Annotated in this window: 13 protein-coding genes, 1 other RNA gene and 1 other annotated feature; of the genes, 12 read left to right on the forward strand and 2 right to left on the reverse strand. The window is 40.6% G+C overall.

All coding sequences use genetic code 11. The annotated features are described in order from the left end of the window. The first annotated feature begins 182 nt into the window (after nucleotides 1-182). The 4 genes from recJ (at nucleotide 183) to dtd (ending at nucleotide 6,007) form a co-directional block, all read left to right on the forward strand. Nucleotides 183-2,546: a single-stranded-DNA-specific exonuclease RecJ gene (gene recJ / locus COD92_RS04465; RefSeq protein ID WP_098995907.1), complete on the forward strand. Its 2,364-nt coding sequence runs from the start codon at nucleotides 183-185 to the stop codon at nucleotides 2,544-2,546. Continuing rightward, entirely contained in the window at nucleotides 2,537-3,049 is a 513-nt protein-coding gene (locus COD92_RS04470) for an adenine phosphoribosyltransferase (protein ID WP_098529876.1), read from the forward strand. Before recJ ends, COD92_RS04470 begins: the two co-directional genes overlap by 10 nt. Nucleotides 3,050-3,358: 309 nt before the next feature. After that, a complete protein-coding gene (locus tag COD92_RS04475) occupies nucleotides 3,359-5,554 on the forward strand; it encodes a RelA/SpoT family protein (protein WP_098529877.1) in 2,196 nt (731 codons plus the stop codon). A 12-nt stretch (nucleotides 5,555-5,566) separates the two neighbouring features. Next, entirely contained in the window at nucleotides 5,567-6,007 is a 441-nt protein-coding gene (gene dtd / locus COD92_RS04480; RefSeq protein ID WP_098529878.1) for a D-aminoacyl-tRNA deacylase, read from the forward strand. 200 nt (nucleotides 6,008-6,207) lie between these two features. Here dtd and COD92_RS04485 read toward each other — a convergent pair whose 3' ends face one another. After that, nucleotides 6,208-7,962: an N-acetylmuramoyl-L-alanine amidase family protein gene (locus COD92_RS04485; RefSeq protein ID WP_098529879.1), complete on the reverse strand. Its 1,755-nt coding sequence runs from the start codon at nucleotides 7,960-7,962 to the stop codon at nucleotides 6,208-6,210. A 166-nt stretch (nucleotides 7,963-8,128) separates the two neighbouring features. Here COD92_RS04485 and COD92_RS31795 point away from each other — a divergent pair, with 166 nt between their 5' ends. The 7 genes from COD92_RS31795 to COD92_RS04515 all read left to right on the forward strand — a co-directional run bounded on the left by COD92_RS31795 (nucleotide 8,129) and on the right by COD92_RS04515 (nucleotide 15,023). Next, nucleotides 8,129-8,305: a hypothetical protein gene (locus COD92_RS31795; protein WP_176541170.1), complete on the forward strand. Its 177-nt coding sequence runs from the start codon at nucleotides 8,129-8,131 to the stop codon at nucleotides 8,303-8,305. Nucleotides 8,306-8,365: 60 nt separating this feature from the next. Continuing rightward, nucleotides 8,366-8,604 (forward strand) — a binding site (T-box leader). Between the two features lie 114 nt (nucleotides 8,605-8,718). Further along, a complete protein-coding gene (gene hisS, locus COD92_RS04490) occupies nucleotides 8,719-9,990 on the forward strand; it encodes a histidine--tRNA ligase (RefSeq protein WP_098529880.1) in 1,272 nt (423 codons plus the stop codon). Nucleotides 9,991-10,003: 13 nt separating this feature from the next. Continuing rightward, on the forward strand, nucleotides 10,004-11,773 hold the full coding sequence (gene aspS, locus COD92_RS04495) for an aspartate--tRNA ligase (RefSeq protein WP_098529881.1): 1,770 nt from the start codon (nucleotides 10,004-10,006) through the stop codon (nucleotides 11,771-11,773). 67 nt (nucleotides 11,774-11,840) lie between these two features. Continuing rightward, nucleotides 11,841-12,035: non-coding RNA, 6S RNA (ssrS, locus tag COD92_RS04500), on the forward strand. A 150-nt stretch (nucleotides 12,036-12,185) separates the two neighbouring features. Next, nucleotides 12,186-12,953, forward strand: coding sequence for a tRNA threonylcarbamoyladenosine dehydratase (locus COD92_RS04505; protein ID WP_098529882.1), 768 nt, complete (start codon nucleotides 12,186-12,188; stop codon nucleotides 12,951-12,953). Between the two features lie 197 nt (nucleotides 12,954-13,150). Further along, nucleotides 13,151-14,080: an ABC transporter ATP-binding protein gene (locus COD92_RS04510; protein ID WP_098529883.1), complete on the forward strand. Its 930-nt coding sequence runs from the start codon at nucleotides 13,151-13,153 to the stop codon at nucleotides 14,078-14,080. Further along, entirely contained in the window at nucleotides 14,073-15,023 is a 951-nt protein-coding gene (locus COD92_RS04515; RefSeq protein WP_098529884.1) for an ABC transporter permease, read from the forward strand. The genes COD92_RS04510 and COD92_RS04515 overlap by 8 nt, the downstream gene beginning before the upstream one ends. A gap of 78 nt (nucleotides 15,024-15,101) precedes the next feature. On the opposite strand, the gene COD92_RS04520 is transcribed toward COD92_RS04515, so the two are convergent. Continuing rightward, on the reverse strand, nucleotides 15,102-16,376 hold the full coding sequence (locus COD92_RS04520) for a replication-associated recombination protein A (protein ID WP_098529885.1): 1,275 nt from the start codon (nucleotides 16,374-16,376) through the stop codon (nucleotides 15,102-15,104). A gap of 223 nt (nucleotides 16,377-16,599) precedes the next feature. Between COD92_RS04520 and cymR the strand changes: the two genes are divergently transcribed. After that, entirely contained in the window at nucleotides 16,600-17,019 is a 420-nt protein-coding gene (gene cymR, locus COD92_RS04525; protein ID WP_098529886.1) for a cysteine metabolism transcriptional regulator CymR, read from the forward strand. Nucleotides 17,020-17,042: the final 23 nt, after the last annotated feature.

Genomic DNA, 17,042 nt, shown 5'->3' on the forward strand with positions numbered 1-17,042 from the left:
GAGAGCGAACCGATGTTGACTTATCGTAGGGAGAAGAGCGAAGTCCACTAGCTGCTGGGCGCCGAAGCTGGACAACTCTAATATCTTTGAAAAAACTGCAAATCTTTTTGCAGTTTTTTCTTTTGATTGAAAGCTTATGCCTGCTCCTGTATAATTAGAAAGTCTGAGGGGTGAACGTACCAATGTTAAAATCAAAAACAAAATGGATTGTTCGCAATTCTGATCACAATCTCGCCCAAATACTTGTAAATGAATTGAAGATAACACCGCTAGTTGCATCCCTACTTGTAAACCGTGGACTTAATACCGTAGATTCTGCTCGGTATTTTTTATTTGGAAAAGATGAGTTTCACGATCCTTTCTTACTTAAAGGAATGGAAACAGCGGTTAAGCGAATTCGTGAGGCGATTGAAAAACAAGAACCTATCCTTATTTTTGGAGATTATGATGCAGATGGTGTAAGCAGCACCTCGGTGTTAATGATTACACTTCGTGATTTAGGGGCAAACGTCCAATTTTATATCCCTAATCGTTTTACAGAAGGTTATGGACCAAACGAACCCGCATTCCGTCAAGCGGCGGAAAATGGTATAAAATTGATTATTACCGTCGATACAGGAATAGCTGCCGTTCATGAAGCAGCAGTTGCACAAGAAATTGGCTTGGATCTTATTATTACCGATCACCATGAACCTGGCCCGGTTTTACCAGAGGCCCTAGCAATCATTCATCCCAAACTGCCTGACAGCATTTATCCATTTCGTGAACTGGCCGGAGTAGGAGTAGCTTTTAAACTCGCCCATGCATTATATGGAGAAGTTCCCGAGCATTTATTTGAAATCGCCGTTATTGGCACGATTGCTGACTTAGTATCGTTGAAAGGTGAAAATCGCCTTATCGCTAAAAAAGGCCTCGAAAAACTTAAAGTAACCCAAAATATTGGACTAAAAGCAATTTTAAAAGTAGCTGGTGTGGATCTGATGTCGATCAATGAAGAGACGATTGGATTTACACTTGCACCTAGAATAAATGCGGTCGGCAGGCTGGAAGATGCCGATTTAGCCGTTCAATTGTTATTGACTGACGACCCGCACGAAGCACAAAGCTTAGCAGAAGAAATGGATGCCTTAAATAAAACGAGGCAGGAAATTGTCAATGCGATTACGGTTGAAGCGATCGAAGAGGTTGAAAAAAACTACCCAATTGATACCAATAAAGTACTGGTTATCGGTAAAGAAGGCTGGAATCCTGGTGTTATTGGAATTGTGGCCTCAAGACTTGTCGAAAAGTTCTATCGGCCAACGATTGTGCTGAATTTTGATCCGGATAAAGGGGTCGCCAAAGGCTCGGCTAGAAGTATTATTGGCTATGATTTATTTAAAAATTTATCCACCTGCCGAGAACTTTTGCCGCATTTTGGCGGACATCCGATGGCGGCAGGGATGACTTTGAAACTTGAAGACGTTGCTCTGCTTCGTGAACGCTTAAACCGACTTGCTGACGAGCAGCTGACGGATACCGATTTAATTCCGATAACACAGCTCGATGAGGAGATTCGTCTTCAGGATATTAGCTTATCGTCGTTAGATGAACTTAGTTTGCTCGCGCCTTTTGGAATGGACAACCCGAAGCCAAAAGTGTTAATAGAAAATGTGGCAATTACAAGTATGAGAAAAATTGGCAGTGAACAGAACCATCTTAAGGTTTTAGTCAGTGAAGAAGGTTCAACCCTTGACGGAGTTGGTTTTGGTTTAGGCACTCTCGTTGATCATATTTCACCTGCCTCAAAAATTTCATTAATTGGAGAATTATCTATTAATGAATGGAATAATATACGTAAACCACAAATCTTTATTCATGATATGGCTGTTCATTCGTGGCAATTATTCGATTTTCGCGGACAAAAGCAAGCGAATCATATCGAAACCACAGTACCTGCTGAAAACAGAAAAATTATCATTTTTAATAAAGAACACCTTGAGAAATTAAAACCTGAGTTGCGGTCTGAAACGATCTTTATTCAAGATATGGAAGAGGCTAAGGCGTTTGATGGGTACAAAGCTAATATTGCCTTAGTGGATTTCCCACCGTCAAAAGACCTTTTAAAAGGATTGTTCGCTGGAAAAGAACCTGCAAGAATTTATGCTTATTTCTTTAAAGAAGCAAGCGATTATTTTTCCACTATTCCTACACGCGATCATTTTAAATGGTTCTATGCCCTTCTGTTAAAAAAAGGCCCAATCGACCTGAAACTCCATGGTGATACTATCGCGAAACACCGTGGCTGGTCACAGGAAACGATTAAATTTATGTCAAAGGTGTTTTCTGAACTGGATTTTGTTACAATAAACAATGGATTTATTACTTTGAAAACTGAAGCGCAAAAGCGTGACCTGACTGATTCCCAAACTTATCAAACAAAACAGGCCCAGTATGCTCTTGAAAGAGAATTATTGTTTTCCTCATTTCAAGAATTAAAAGGCTGGTTCGATCAAGTCATTCAAGGATCGGTTGAATCTGAGGAGGCAATTGAAGAATGGATTTAAGAGAATTTATTACAATCGTACCCGATTGGCCAAAACCGGGGATTAAATTTAAAGATATCACCCCTTTAATGAATAATGGTGAAGCCTATAAATACGCAACAGACCAAATCGTAGCATATGCAAAAGAGAGGCAGATCGACATTATTGTCGGACCGGAAGCACGTGGCTTTATTATTGGCTGCCCGGTTGCCTATTCGTTAGGAGTTGGGTTTGCACCAGTCCGTAAAGAAGGAAAGCTGCCAAGAGAAACAATTAAGGTAAGCTATGGTTTGGAATATGGTAAGGATGTTTTAACTATCCATAAAGATGCCATTCAACCAGGACAACGGGTGTTAATTACAGATGATTTGCTGGCAACAGGCGGCACGATCGAAGCAACAATTAAGTTAGTAGAGCAGCTTGGCGGTGTTGTAGCGGGTATTGCTTTCTTGGTAGAATTGAGCTATTTAGAAGGCCGTAGTAAACTAGACGGCTACGATGTTCTTACATTGATGCACTATTAATGGAGAATCGAGGGCACTCAGGAAACGAGTGCTCTCTTTATATAATGGTAAAGGTGAGTTTTTTACGTGAAACTGGAAGTTGAGCAGCTCCAAAAGAGTAAAAAACGACAAAAATTTCGTAATTTAGTAAAAAAACAGTACAATCTCTTTACAACTTCGCTATTTTTTTCGATAATAGTAACAATCATTCTAATTTAGTAACAATTTTTTTCAAAATTATTTATATAGATAGACATTTTGACTTTGTCTAAAAGGTAGAGTTCCAAAAAACTTTGATATAAAAAATGAGATGAAAATAAAGGTGATTTCATGGCGAACGATCAAGTGTTAACGGCCGACCAAGTCATCGACAAGACCAGAAAGTATTTGAATGATGAGCATGTTGAACTAGTCAAAAAAGCTTATGAGTACGCGAAACATGCCCATCGTGAACAATATAGAAAATCGGGAGAGCCATATATTATTCATCCTATTCAGGTTGCCGGTATTTTAGCCGACCTTGAAATGGACCCGGCAACGGTGGCGGCTGGTTTTCTCCATGACGTTGTAGAAGATACCAATGTAACCTTAGGGGATATTGCAGAGGCTTTTAACGGCGAAGTGGCAATGCTTGTTGATGGGGTTACAAAGTTAGGGAAAATTAAATACAAGTCTCATGAGGAGCAGCAGGCGGAGAATCACCGGAAAATGTTTGTAGCAATGGCGCAGGACATCCGTGTGATCCTTATTAAGCTCGCTGACCGCTTGCATAATATGCGGACACTTAAACATCTTCCTATGGAGAAACAGCGCCGAATTTCAAATGAAACACTTGAAATTTTTGCACCTTTAGCTCATCGTCTTGGTATTTCTAAGATTAAATGGGAGTTGGAAGATACCGCATTAAGATATTTAAATCCGCAACAATATTACCGGATTGTCAACTTAATGAAGAAAAAACGTGCAGAACGCGAGCAATATTTGGATGATGTCGTTGAAGAAGTGAAGGGCCGCCTAGATGAAGTATCTATTAAGGCAGAGCTTTCAGGGCGACCAAAGCATATCTACAGCATCTATCGAAAAATGGCACTGCAAAATAAACAATTCAGTGAAATCTATGATTTGCTGGCGGTTCGAATTGTTGTGAATAGTATTAAGGACTGCTATGCCGTTCTTGGCATTATTCACACCTGCTGGAAGCCAATGCCAGGCCGTTTCAAGGACTATATTGCGATGCCGAAACCGAACATGTATCAGTCCCTGCACACAACGGTTATTGGACCAAAGGGAGATCCGCTTGAAGTACAAATCCGAACGTACGAGATGCACCGAATTGCGGAATTTGGGGTTGCGGCCCACTGGGCATATAAAGAGGGAAAAGCGATTAGCGATAGCTCCACCTTCGAGCAGAAACTTACCTGGTTTAGAGAAATCCTTGAGTTCCAAAATGATACGGCGAATGCCGAGGAGTTTATGGAGTCATTGAAAATTGATTTGTTTTCCGATATGGTATTTATTTTTACACCGAAGGGTGATGTTATCGAACTGCCATCGGGTTCTGTTCCTATAGATTTTGCCTATCGGATTCACTCTGAAATCGGTAATAAGACGATTGGCGCAAAAGTGAACGGTAAAATGGTGACACTGGATTATAAGTTGAAGACCGGTGATATCATTGAGATTCTAACATCAAAACACTCGTACGGACCAAGTCAAGATTGGCTGAAGCTGGCTCAGACATCACAAGCCAAGAACAAGATTCGTGCATTCTTTAAGAAACAGCGCCGCGATGAGAATGTCATTAAAGGCAAAGAGATGGTTGAAAAAGAAATCCGTAATATGGAATTTGATCTTAAGGAAATTTTAACACCGGACAATCTGAAAAAAGTCGCTGAAAAATTTAACTTTATGAATGAAGAAGACATGTATGCGGCAGTTGGATATAACGGTGTGACAGCCTTGCAGGTGGCAAATCGCTTAACGGAAAAAGAACGGAAAAAGCGGGATAAGGAACAATCGGCAACCATTGCCAATGCCATTACCGATTTAAAAGCCTTCCCGTCAACGAAAAAGCGGGAATCAGGTGTACGGGTTCAAGGGATTGATAACCTGTTAATCCGGTTGTCAAAATGCTGTAGTCCAGTTCCAGGTGATGAAATTGTTGGTTTTATTACGAAGGGGCGCGGTGTCTCTGTCCATCGTTCCGATTGTCCTAACATTGATTCCAATGATGCTCAATCTAGATTGATTCCGGTTGAGTGGGAATCTTCCTTGAACGACCGTAAGGAGTATAACGTTGATATCGAAATCAGCGGGTATGACCGTCAAGGGCTCCTTAATGAGGTGCTCCAAGCGGTTAGTGAGACGAAGACCAATATTTCAGCTGTTACCGGGAAGTCTGATCGGAATAAAATGGCGACGATTATTATGTCGATTGCCATTCATAATGTTAACCACCTCCAAAAGGTTGTGGAGCGTATTAAGCAAATCCCAGACATTTATTCGGTTCGCCGGATCATGAATTAAGGAGTTTCTAGCATGAGAATAGTAGTACAGCGCAGCAAGGGGGCTAAGGTAACTGTCGATGGTGAAATAACCGGACAGATTACCAAAGGCTTTGTCCTGCTGGTTGGGGTGACACACGAGGATATGGAAGAGGATGCCGCCTATTTAGCGGATAAAATTGCTAACTTACGGATCTTTGACGATCATGATGGGAAAATGAATCATTCTTTATTGGATGTTGGCGGAGAAATTCTCTCTGTCTCCCAATTCACCCTGTATGGGGACTGCCGAAAAGGCCGCAGACCAAACTTTATGGAGGCGGCAAGGCCTGAACAGGCAGTGGTCTTATATGAAGCCTTTAATCAGATGCTTCGTGACAAAGGAATTACCGTTGAAACTGGTGTGTTTGGCGCTATGATGGATGTAGAATTAATCAATGATGGCCCTGTAACGTTGATTGTGGAAAGCAAGTAGGCAGCCTTGGCATTTATGCCGGGCTTTTTTTGTTGGATTAGAAATGTTGTTTGTTTTTATTAACAAAAAATGGGCCGATATTAACAATTTAAAACGGATATTAACAAATATCAGATTATATTAACAAATTGGGTAACCCGCCAACTAATTTTCTCAAAAAAAGCTCCGGAAGAATAAACCTTCCAGAGCCTTGCAATTAGTTAGTTATTTTTAAAATACCTCGCCAAGCCATCATATAGCCCCGAAGCTGCATTTTCTTGAAACATGCTTGAGTTAAGGGTAATTTCTTCTTGCGGGTTACTTAAATACCCCAGTTCAATGAGAGCAGCTGTTTGACTGTTTTCCCGGATGACATGGAAATCACCAAATCTTACTCCGCGCCCACTTAAATCCGTTTGGGCAATGGTGGAAGTATAAAGCGAATCTGCCAGTCCTTTTTGATAGTCATAATAATAATAGCCTGTCATTCCCCGTGAACTTCGGTCTAGGCTGCTGTCGTAATGCAGGCTGATGAAGGCATCGGCTCCATTTGCCGTGGCCGCATACACCCGAGATGGCAGGGAAATAAATGTATCCGTACTTCTAGTAAGGTAGACATTGGCTCCGGCCGCTCTTAATTTATCGTATAGTAGTCGTGCGGTTCGAAGTGTCAGTTCTTTTTCTAGTGTACCGTTCGCACCTGTTGTTCCATTATCTCCGCCGCCATGTCCTGGATCGAGGATAATTGTTTTATTTTTAAGGTAGCTTTCAGCTCCGCCTTTATAAATTTGCTGATTGGACCCATTGTTTGAAACGATCCATCCAGCCACGTAGCCTGTTTCTCCATTCCTTAATTGTATCTCGTACCAGTCATTTACAATCCTCTTTACAGTAAAGCGATCTCCCTCGTCAGCCAGGGCAACTACCTCGGATTGGGCATCTGCGTCTCTTCTAATATTTGTTCCGTTATGTAAAATCGTAACAGTAGTTACTTTTAATGGTTGTTTTCCTTGAGTAGAAGCAGTCGTTTTCTCAAGAAACAAGCCTGATACCCAGCCAAAACTACCAGACTTATACTCTATTTTTACCCAATTATATTTCTCATCTAAAATAGTAAACTGTTGGTCCTGTGAAACAGTACCAATGATTCTTGAGTTTAACGAGGAGTCTGAACGGACACTTAAACTTTCCGCAGTTACGGTTCCAGTGACCCCTGTTACACTTTCTTTTTGGGTATCATTTGAAGTCTCTGATTGAGTGTCAATAAACTCCGCTCTTACCCAGCCTTTAATATCTGAAAAACTAATTTTCAGCCATTTATTTTGTTTGGAGATAATAGAGACGTCCGTCCCATTTGTTAGTTTTCCGACAATTGCACTTGAGACGTAAGGCTCTTCTCTTATGTTAACTGTATCGGCATTCACTTTCCCCATTTCGGTATTTTCAGATGAATCCGAGGAAGAATTATTTTGTCCGGTTTGAAGATCTAAGAATTCTCGAATGACCCATCCTTCACCGAAGAGGCTGCTGATTTTATACCAATTTTCATTTTGGTCAAGGACCGTTATTTCTTGACCTTGAGTTAAAGAGCCAACCATCGGGAAGCTTGTCCCAGGACCGGAACGTATCCTTAATTGATCGGTATTAACTTTTGCCTTTTTGCCTCCAGTACTTGTTGCTTCGCTCCCTGAATTGGATTCATCGTCCTTCGTGACGAGCCAATTGACTACCCAGCCAGTTTGGCCTAACGATAATTTAATCTCAATCCAATCATCTTTTTCTTTTACAATTTGATACTGTTCGCCTCGTTTTGCTGTCATGATGTTGGGATAGCTTAATCCTGGGCCGCTGCGGACATTTACCGTATCTGTGGATATCGTAACAGAACCACTTGAGGCATTGCCTATTCCTTGCGGCAGAAAGGTACCGAAAGCGAGAATAATAGTAAATAATAGCAGTGTATACTTTTTTGTCATCGTAACCTCCTTCTTCTGTTTATTTTATCGTAAAAAAGCCAGAAATTCATTCCTTAATTGGTTAATTACGCTAATTTTACTAGAAGTAAGCCATAAAAATCACATAAACATGTAAGATTTTTACCAGAGTGGAAATACTAGAAAAAAAGACTGAGGTGATTGGGTTATGAGGTCGAGTGAAAAGGGAATGAACATACAGTCAATGGATGGCCGTGTTTTTGGAGTGGATTTTCATGATTTTATTCAAAAAGAGGGTCATTCAAACTCCATTGAACTTGCATCTGAATTTGGGCTGACGATGGGCGATGTCAGAAAGTTAAAAAAACATATGGGAAGGTCTTAAATGTCTCTTGACATTACCATTGTTGCTACGTATTATTATATAAATATAAAAGATATTTCGGAATAACCAATGATGGAGCATAGTAATTAAGATAATTCATGAAAAGAGAGGAAATGCCTTAGGCTGAAAGCATTTCTACATGTACCTTAGTGAAAGAACACTCCGTAGGCTTCTCTCTGAAAAAGCAGCTGCTTTAGTAGGAGATGAACGTTGCAGGCGTTAACTGTTTAAGAGGAAGAGCATTTTTTCATGTTCTTCAACTAGGGTGGCACCGCGGGACTAAAACTCTCGTCCCTTGTATGACTACAAGGGATGGGAGTTTTTTTGTGTTTCCAGAAAAAGCAAGCACCCCTTACAGCGTCTATTTAACAATATCTACATAAGCGTTATGTTTATAAAGGAGGTAAATCACCATGTCGATCAGCATCCCGAGAGGCACGCAAGACATACTGCCTGGTGAAGTAGAAAAGTGGCAGCTAATTGAAGCAAAAGCAAGAGAACTTTGTGAAAAATACCAATATCAAGAGATTCGTACACCAATCTTTGAACATACAGATCTTTTTTCTAGAGGCGTCGGCGATAGCACCGATATCGTCCAAAAAGAAATGTACACCTTTGAAGACAGAGGCAAACGCAGTATAACGCTTAGACCCGAAGGAACAGCGGCAGTCGTCCGCTCGTTTGTAGAGAAGAAAATGTTTGGTCTTGCAAATCAGCCTGTAAAGCTTTATTACATGGGACCTATGTTCCGTTATGAACGCCCGCAGGCAGGACGATTCCGCCAGTTTGTTCAATTTGGTGTGGAGGCATTAGGCAGTAACGACCCAGCGATTGATGCAGAGGTAATTTCTTTAGCCATGAATCTCTATAAAGAAATGGGATTGCAGAAGCTAAAACTTATCATCAACAGCTTAGGGGATAAAGAAAGCCGGACGGCTCACCGTGAGGCGCTTGTGAATCATTTCAAACCTCGGATTGGGGAGTTTTGTCATGACTGTCAAAACCGTCTTGAAAAAAATCCGCTCAGGATCCTGGATTGTAAGCAGGACCGTGACCACGAATTAATGAAAACGGCGCCTTCAATCTTAGATTATTTGAATGACTTTTCAAAAGCTTATTTTGAAAAATTACAACAGTATTTAACGCAGCTCGATATTCCATTTGAAGTCGATTCAAACTTAGTCCGCGGTTTAGATTATTATAATCATACTGCATTTGAGATTATGAGTAACGCGGAGGGATTTGGAGCAATTACCACCCTTTGCGGAGGCGGACGTTATAACGGGCTTGCAGAAGAAATTGGCGGCCCTGAGACACCTGGTATCGGCTTTGCTTTAAGTATTGAGCGGTTTATTGCGGCCCTTAATGCGGAAGGTATTGATCTTGAAATCAATCAAGGAATTGACGTGTTTGTAGCTTCACTTGGGGAAGAAGCAAAGGATTATACCGTCGGACTATTGCAGCAGCTTCGAATGGCTGGTTTTTCTGCGGAAAGAGATTACTTGGACCGGAAAATCAAGGCCCAATTTAAAGCAGCTGACCGTTTAAAGGCTAAATATGTAGCGATACTTGGAGACGATGAGCTTAAAAATAACAAAATTAATGTTAAAAATATGGCTACAGGTGAACAAGTAGAATTAGATCTAAACACATTTATTAAACAATTCCAGGAATTGCAAGCTTAAAAGGGGGATAAACATGTTTGGCAGATCGTATTTTTGTGGAGAAGTTCCAGAATCAGCAGTAGGTGAGAAGGTAACATTAAAGGGCTGGGTTCAAAAACGCCGTGACCTCGGCGGGTTAATCTTTATTGATTTGCGCGACCGTTCCGGAATTGTTCAAGTAGTGTTTAATCCAGATACATCAAAGGAAGCACTGGAAATTGCAGAAACAATCCGTAACGAGTATGTTCTAAATGTGGTCGGAACCGTTGTCGGCCGTGAAGCAGGAACCATTAATGAAAACATAACAACAGGAACGATTGAAGTTCAGGCTGAAGAAGTAACGATTATCAATGAAGCGAAAACGCCGCCGTTTCAGATTTCTGATCGGACAGATGCATCAGAGGATATCCGCTTAAAATATCGCTACTTAGATTTCCGCCGCCCGGTTATGTTTGACACGCTGAAGATGCGCCATCAGGTAACAAAACATATTCGAAACTACCTTGACAGTGAGGGTTTCTTAGATATTGAAACACCAATTCTAACAAAAAGTACACCAGAGGGAGCACGTGACTACTTAGTGCCTAGCCGTGTCCATCCAGGTGAGTTCTATGCATTGCCACAATCACCACAGTTGTTTAAACAATTGTTAATGGTGGGCGGAGTTGAACGTTATTATCAAATTGCCCGCTGTTTCCGTGATGAGGACTTGCGTGCAGACCGTCAACCGGAATTTACCCAAGTCGATATTGAAACAAGCTTCTTAAGTCAAGAAGACATTATCAGCATGATGGAAAAAATGTTATCTGGATTGATGAAGGAAGTTAAAGGGGTGGAAGTCCCTGCAAGTTTCCCACGTATGACCTATGCAGAGGCAATGAGCCGCTTTGGGTCTGATAAACCAGATACACGGTTTGGATTAGAACTTGTGGACCTTTCTGAAATCGTGAAGGATTCAGGTTTTAAGGTGTTTGCTGCAGCCGTTGCAAATGGCGGCCAGGTAAAAGCCATTAATGTAAAAGGGGCAGCCGAAAAATATTCTCGTAAAGATATTGATGCTTTAACTGAATTTGTCGCTGTCTACGGTGCAAAAGGCCTTGCTTGGTTAAAAGTTGATGCTGAAGGCTTAAAGGGACCAATTGCTAAATTCTTCAACGAAGAGGATGTACAAGCAATCAAGGCTACACTTGATGCGGCTGATGGAGATTTACTATTATTTGTTGCCGATAAAAAGAGTGTTGTAGCAGATGCCCTTGGTGCATTAAGACTTAAACTAGGAAAAGAGTTAGGCTTAATCGACCCAAGCCAGTTTAACTTCTTATGGGTAACTGACTGGCCGCTGTTAGAGTACGATGAAGAAGAAGGCCGTTATTATGCAGCACACCATCCATTTACAATGCCATTTAGGGAAGACCTTGAACTATTAGATACAGACCCTTCCAAGGTCCGTGCTCAAGCATATGACATTGTTTTAAATGGATATGAACTTGGCGGTGGATCACTGCGGATTTTCGAACGCCCGATTCAAGAAAAAATGTTTAGTGTGCTTGGATTTTCTCCAGAAGAAGCGCAGGAACAGTTTGGCTTCCTCTTAAATGCCTTTGAATATGGAACACCTCCACATGGTGGAATTGCAATCGGTCTTGACCGCTTGGTTATGCTGCTTGCAGGCAGTACCAACCTGCGTGATACGATTGCCTTTCCAAAGACAGCAAGTGCAAGCTGCTTGCTAACAGATGCACCAGGTGAAGTTTCTGAGGCACAATTAAAGGAGTTATATTTGTCACTAAATGTTAATAAATAGCAAGAATTCGCTTTCATTAAGTCTTGATGACCTTTTCAGGATATGATATGATAAGAGCAATTAAAGAAGAGTCCTGAAATGTACGTTGTGTTACCTGAAGTTTTGACCGAACATTAATGATTCGGGAGTCTAGAGTTTTCTGCCATGCGTAAATGCCCCACCTATACGGTATAGGGACTTACAATAGCGGAAACAGGACACCCACCTGCTAGTAGCGGGATCAAAACGAAGGATCATAAGCGACGGCACCATTGGGACTCTTCGTTATTTCCTAAAAATCACCTTCTGCTTAGGCAGAAGGTTTTTCTTTTATGAATAATTCCTAGTTGATTACTTGTTTTTATAAGCAAGTATGATATATTCTTATGGTGAAAAAATATATAAAAGTGATTATAAATTTGGAGTGAATCTCATGCTGCATCAATTTTCTCGAAACGAGCTTGCTATTGGTAAAGAAGGATTAACTATTATGAAAAACAGCACGGTTGCTGTTTTAGGAATCGGCGGTGTCGGTTCATTTGCGGCGGAAGCTCTGGCCCGGTCCGGGGTTGGCAGATTAATTTTGATTGATAAAGATGACGTAGATATTACTAATATCAACCGTCAGCTGATTGCGCTTCTATCCACGGTCGGCAGACCAAAGGTAGAAATCATGACAGAGCGGATTAAAGATATTAACCCTGATTGTGAAGTGATTCCGCTAAAAATCTTTTATACAGAAGATACCTATGAAGAAATTTTTAGTCATAAATTGGATTTTGTTGTGGATGCTTCGGATACGATTGTTTATAAAATTCATTTAATGAAAGAATGCCTGAAGCGAAATATCCCGATTATTTCTAGCATGGGGGCAGCAAACAAAATGGATCCGACTCGTTTTAAGATTGCGGATATTTCGAAGACTCATACGGATCCGATTGCAAAAGTTATTCGCACAAAACTTCGCAAAGAACGGATTCACAAAGGGATTCCTGTTGTCTTTTCTGATGAAAGTCCAATAGTGATTCGCGAGGATATAAAAAAAGAAGTGGGAAATGAAAACGCGCCGATTCGCAAAGCGCAAATGCCGCCTGCCTCTAATGCTTTTGTACCTTCCGCAGCTGGCCTGATTATGGCGAGCTATGTTGTCAGAGAATTGTTAAAAGACATTAAAATTCAGCGGGTTGCTGATGAAAAATAAGCGATTTGCCCTAAACTCTTTGACGTTTAGGGTTTTTCTTTTTGCATCAGTCTTAAGACCTAGATAGTATCCATCCGGAGCCGTTTTAATCGTTTTTCTTTTTTGTTACAATACTTTTCGAATTTAGGAAGGAAGAAATTTTTTCTAGATTCAGGTAAACTTGATTAGGATAGTTTGTTCCTGAGAGGAGAGAGAATTTGGAGACCATTGTAGAACTTAAAGAGGTTACGAAGGTTATTAAAGGAAGAACCATTATTGATCAAATTAGCTTCCGAGTAAATAAAGGGGAAGTGTTTGGATTCTTAGGTCCAAACGGAGCAGGGAAAACCACCACCATTCGCATGATTGTTGGTTTAATGGGGATTACTTCCGGTGACATAACTATTGGCGGTTATAGTATTAAATCTCAATTCGAGGAGGCAGTCGGTCATATCGGAGCGATTGTTGAAAATCCTGAAATGTATAAATTTTTAACAGGTTATCAGAACTTGGTTCATTATGCACGCATGTCGAAAGGAATATCGAGAGATAAAATTGCCGAAACAGTAGAATTGGTAGGGCTGTCAGAACGAATCCATGACAAAGTAAAAACCTATTCACTTGGAATGAGGCAGAGGTTAGGGCTGGCTCAATGCCTTTTACATGACCCGGATGTATTAATTCTTGATGAGCCTACTAACGGATTAGACCCTGCAGGGATTAGAGAAATACGCGATTATGTCCGCTTGCTGGCCCGAGAAAAAAATATGGCTGTAATTGTTTCGAGTCATTTACTGTCTGAAATGGAAATGATGTGTGACAGAATCGGAATCATACAGGATGGCAGGTTAGTAGATGTACAGCGTGTTAATGAATTTGTACATGAAGGTACTGAGGTAACCTATGAGCTAGAAGTAGTACCCGCTGAAAAAGCGTTGAATCTTTTAGCTGTGAATTATCCAGATCTTAAAGCAAATCATTCAAGAAATGGCTTAACTGTTGAAATAAGCAAAGAGGAAATCCCTAATCTAGTTAAATTACTGGTTGCCGAAGATATTTCCATTTTTGGGATTAAGGAAGTAGCGAAAACATTAGAAGATCGTTTCCTTGAAGTGACGTCTGAAAAGGAGGCGGCTTTGCGTGGTTAATTTAATTAAAAATGAATGGATGAAAATTTTTAGGCGCCCTGGAACAATCGTTATGATTGGTATTTTGGTTCTTTCTTTAGCTGTAGTTGCTATTGTCATTAAATCACAACAGAATAGTATGGATGTGCAGCAGGATCATAATTGGCAGCAGGTCTTACAGGAGGAAAACAATGCTTTAAAGCAGCAGATGGCGAAAAGCCAAATCAAATCGGAGAAGCAATATTTCAAAAAAGAAATTGCGATTAATGATTACCGAATCAAACATGATATTCCACCTAAAGAGAAATATACGGTTTGGTCCTTCGTAAAAGATTCGTCACAGCTGATTATGTTAGCAGGCGTATTTATTATTATTGTAGCTGCTGGCATAGTGGCCAGTGAGTTTAACTGGGGGACAATTAAGCTGTTATTAATCCGTCCCATTAATCGAACTAAAATTCTTTTAGCGAAATATGTGACAGTTCTATTATTTGCTTTCCTTATGCTGGCGATCATGTTTATTTTCTCTAGTGTATTGGGTGCCATATTGTTTGGTATGCCGGACAAAGCAGTTCCTTATTTAAATTATTTTAATGGCCACGTTACGGAACAGAATATGGTTGTCCATCTGCTCGTTTACTACGGACTAAGTTCTATTGATATGATTATGTTAGTAACCATGGCATTCATGATTTCTGCTGTATTTCGAAATAGTTCACTTGCAATTGGGCTATCGTTGTTTTTATTATTTACCGGAGGTCAATTTACTGCTTTGTTAGCTATGAAATTTGACTGGGCTAAATATGTTTTATTTGCCAACACAGATTTAATGCAATATTTTGAAGGAACACCACTCGTCGAAGGAATGACAATCCCCTTCTCTATTATCATGCTAGTCATTTACTTCGCACTTTTCCAGTTCCTCGCTTTCTACGTTTTCAAAAAACGAGACGTAGCAGCATAAACACTATAAGAACATAAATAAAGGTGACAGGCACCATGTGAATTCTTCACATGGTGCCTGTCACCTTTTCTATTATTTCTACTTTCTCGATCTGATTAATTTTTCATATACAGTAGCTAGGGCTTGTTCGAATTTTCCTGTTTTTTTAGGCTGGTAGTATTTTTTGTTTTTAAGTTTGTTCGGTAAATATTGCTGAGGCACCCAGCCGTTCTCATAGTCATGTGGATATAAGTAGCCAATTCCTCTGCCAAGCTCTTTTGCACCTTTATAATGGGCATCCTTTAGGTGGTCCGGTACTTCGCCGACAATTCCTTTTTGGATGTCATCTAGGGCCGCTTGAATGGCTAGCACGGCTGAGTTAGATTTAGGTGATAAGCAAAGTTCAATTACAGCATTTGCGAGTGGAATCCTTGCCTCGGGAAAGCCAATTCTTTCTGCTGTTTCGATGGCTGCTAATGTCCGTGCTCCCGCTTGTGGATTAGCTAGTCCTATGTCTTCATAAGCAATCACGATCAATCTGCGGCTGATACTGGGCAGGTCACCTGCTTCAATTAAGCGGCCAAGGTAGTGAAGGGCTGCATCTACATCGCTCCCGCGAATAGACTTCTGAAAAGCCGAGAGGACATCATAATGACCGTCTCCATCTTTATCTGCAACCAAACTTTTCTTTTGCAAACATTCCTCAGCCGTTTCCACATCAATATGAATAACGCCTTCAGCATCTTTATCGGTTGATAGAATGGCCAGTTCCAGTGCGTTCAACGAGCTGCGAACATCTCCATTTGACCCTTGAGAAAAATGCAATAATGCTTCTTCAGAAATCTCTACCTTTTCTTTACCATAGCCGCGTTCATCATCACGAAGCGCTCGGACTAAGGCTTGCTTGACTTCATCCGGGGACAAAGGCTTTAGTTCGAAAATTTGACAGCGGCTTCGAATCGCCGGGTTAATCGCATGATAGGGGTTACTTGTTGTGGCCCCAATTAATACGATCATTCCGTTTTCCAGATAGGGAAGAAGAAAATCTTGTTTGGCTTTATCTAAACGGTGGACTTCATCAAGCAGCAGAATGACTTTCCCAGACATTTTTGCCTCTGCTGCCACAATCTCCATATCTTTTTTATTATTTGTTACCGCGTTTAATGTTCGAAAGGCGTATTTTGTACTTCCGGCAATGGCGCTTGCAATCGAAGTTTTCCCGATGCCAGGCGGTCCGTATAAGATCATCGAGGTAAGCTGTTTCGCCTTCACCATTCTTGCGATTATTTTCCCATCCCCAACAAGATGCTGCTGTCCGACAACTTCCTCGATTGTTCGTGGCCGCATGCGGAATGCTAATGGTTTTTGCTGCATAATCATCTCTCCAAAATTGAACTGACTGTCTTGCTTGAAAATTTATATTTTATAGTAGAATAGGTACTGATTTAATAAATTATAAATAGAATCTTCCAATTTAACTTTACCATTTTCCCTTGAAAAAGCATATTAAAGAAGAATATGATATAATTTTTAATGCCTATCAATTTACTGAGATTATTTTCATTAATAGATACATTAACGAATAGGGGTGCAATAGATGAAGATTTCTACTAAAGGTCGTTATGGTTTGACAATTATGATTGAACTAGCTAAAAAACATGGTGAAGGTCCTACCTCTTTAAAGACGATTGCTCAAGCAAATGAACTATCCGAGCATTACTTAGAACAATTAATTGCTCCATTACGGAATGCAGGTTTGGTCAAAAGTATCAGAGGAGCTTATGGAGGATATGAACTGACTAATGCGCCATCAAAAATTACCGCAGGCGATGTCATTCGTGTGCTAGAAGGTCCGATTACCCCTGTCGAAGGGATTGAAGATGAAGAACCTGCTAAGCGCGAGCTGTGGATCCGAATCCGCGATGCGATTAGAGGTGTTTTGGATAATACCACATTAGAAGATTTGGCCAGCCACAGTGATGACCAGGAGCCAGATGGTTATATGTTTTATATTTAAGGTTAAAAATAAAAGCGAGTCAG

It is taken from the genome of Bacillus sp. AFS037270 (assembly GCF_002585305.1).

Excerpts from the sequence above, each read along its gene's own strand:
- COD92_RS04470 (WP_098529876.1), top strand. The coding sequence starts at position 2,537 with ATGGATTTAAGAGAATTTATTACAATCGTACCCGATTGGCCAAAACCG.
- hisS (WP_098529880.1), top strand. The coding sequence starts at position 8,719 with ATGTCGATCAGCATCCCGAGAGGCACGCAAGACATACTGCCTGGTGAA.
- aspS (WP_098529881.1), top strand. The coding sequence starts at position 10,004 with ATGTTTGGCAGATCGTATTTTTGTGGAGAAGTTCCAGAATCAGCAGTA.
- COD92_RS04505 (WP_098529882.1), top strand. The coding sequence starts at position 12,186 with ATGCTGCATCAATTTTCTCGAAACGAGCTTGCTATTGGTAAAGAAGGA.
- cymR (WP_098529886.1), top strand. The coding sequence starts at position 16,600 with ATGAAGATTTCTACTAAAGGTCGTTATGGTTTGACAATTATGATTGAA.
- COD92_RS31795 (WP_176541170.1), top strand. The coding sequence starts at position 8,129 with ATGAGGTCGAGTGAAAAGGGAATGAACATACAGTCAATGGATGGCCGT.
- recJ (WP_098995907.1), top strand. The coding sequence starts at position 183 with ATGTTAAAATCAAAAACAAAATGGATTGTTCGCAATTCTGATCACAAT.
- COD92_RS04520 (WP_098529885.1), bottom strand. The coding sequence starts at position 16,376 with ATGCAGCAAAAACCATTAGCATTCCGCATGCGGCCACGAACAATCGAG.
- dtd (WP_098529878.1), top strand. The coding sequence starts at position 5,567 with ATGAGAATAGTAGTACAGCGCAGCAAGGGGGCTAAGGTAACTGTCGAT.
- COD92_RS04475 (WP_098529877.1), top strand. The coding sequence starts at position 3,359 with ATGGCGAACGATCAAGTGTTAACGGCCGACCAAGTCATCGACAAGACC.
- COD92_RS04485 (WP_098529879.1), bottom strand. The coding sequence starts at position 7,962 with ATGACAAAAAAGTATACACTGCTATTATTTACTATTATTCTCGCTTTC.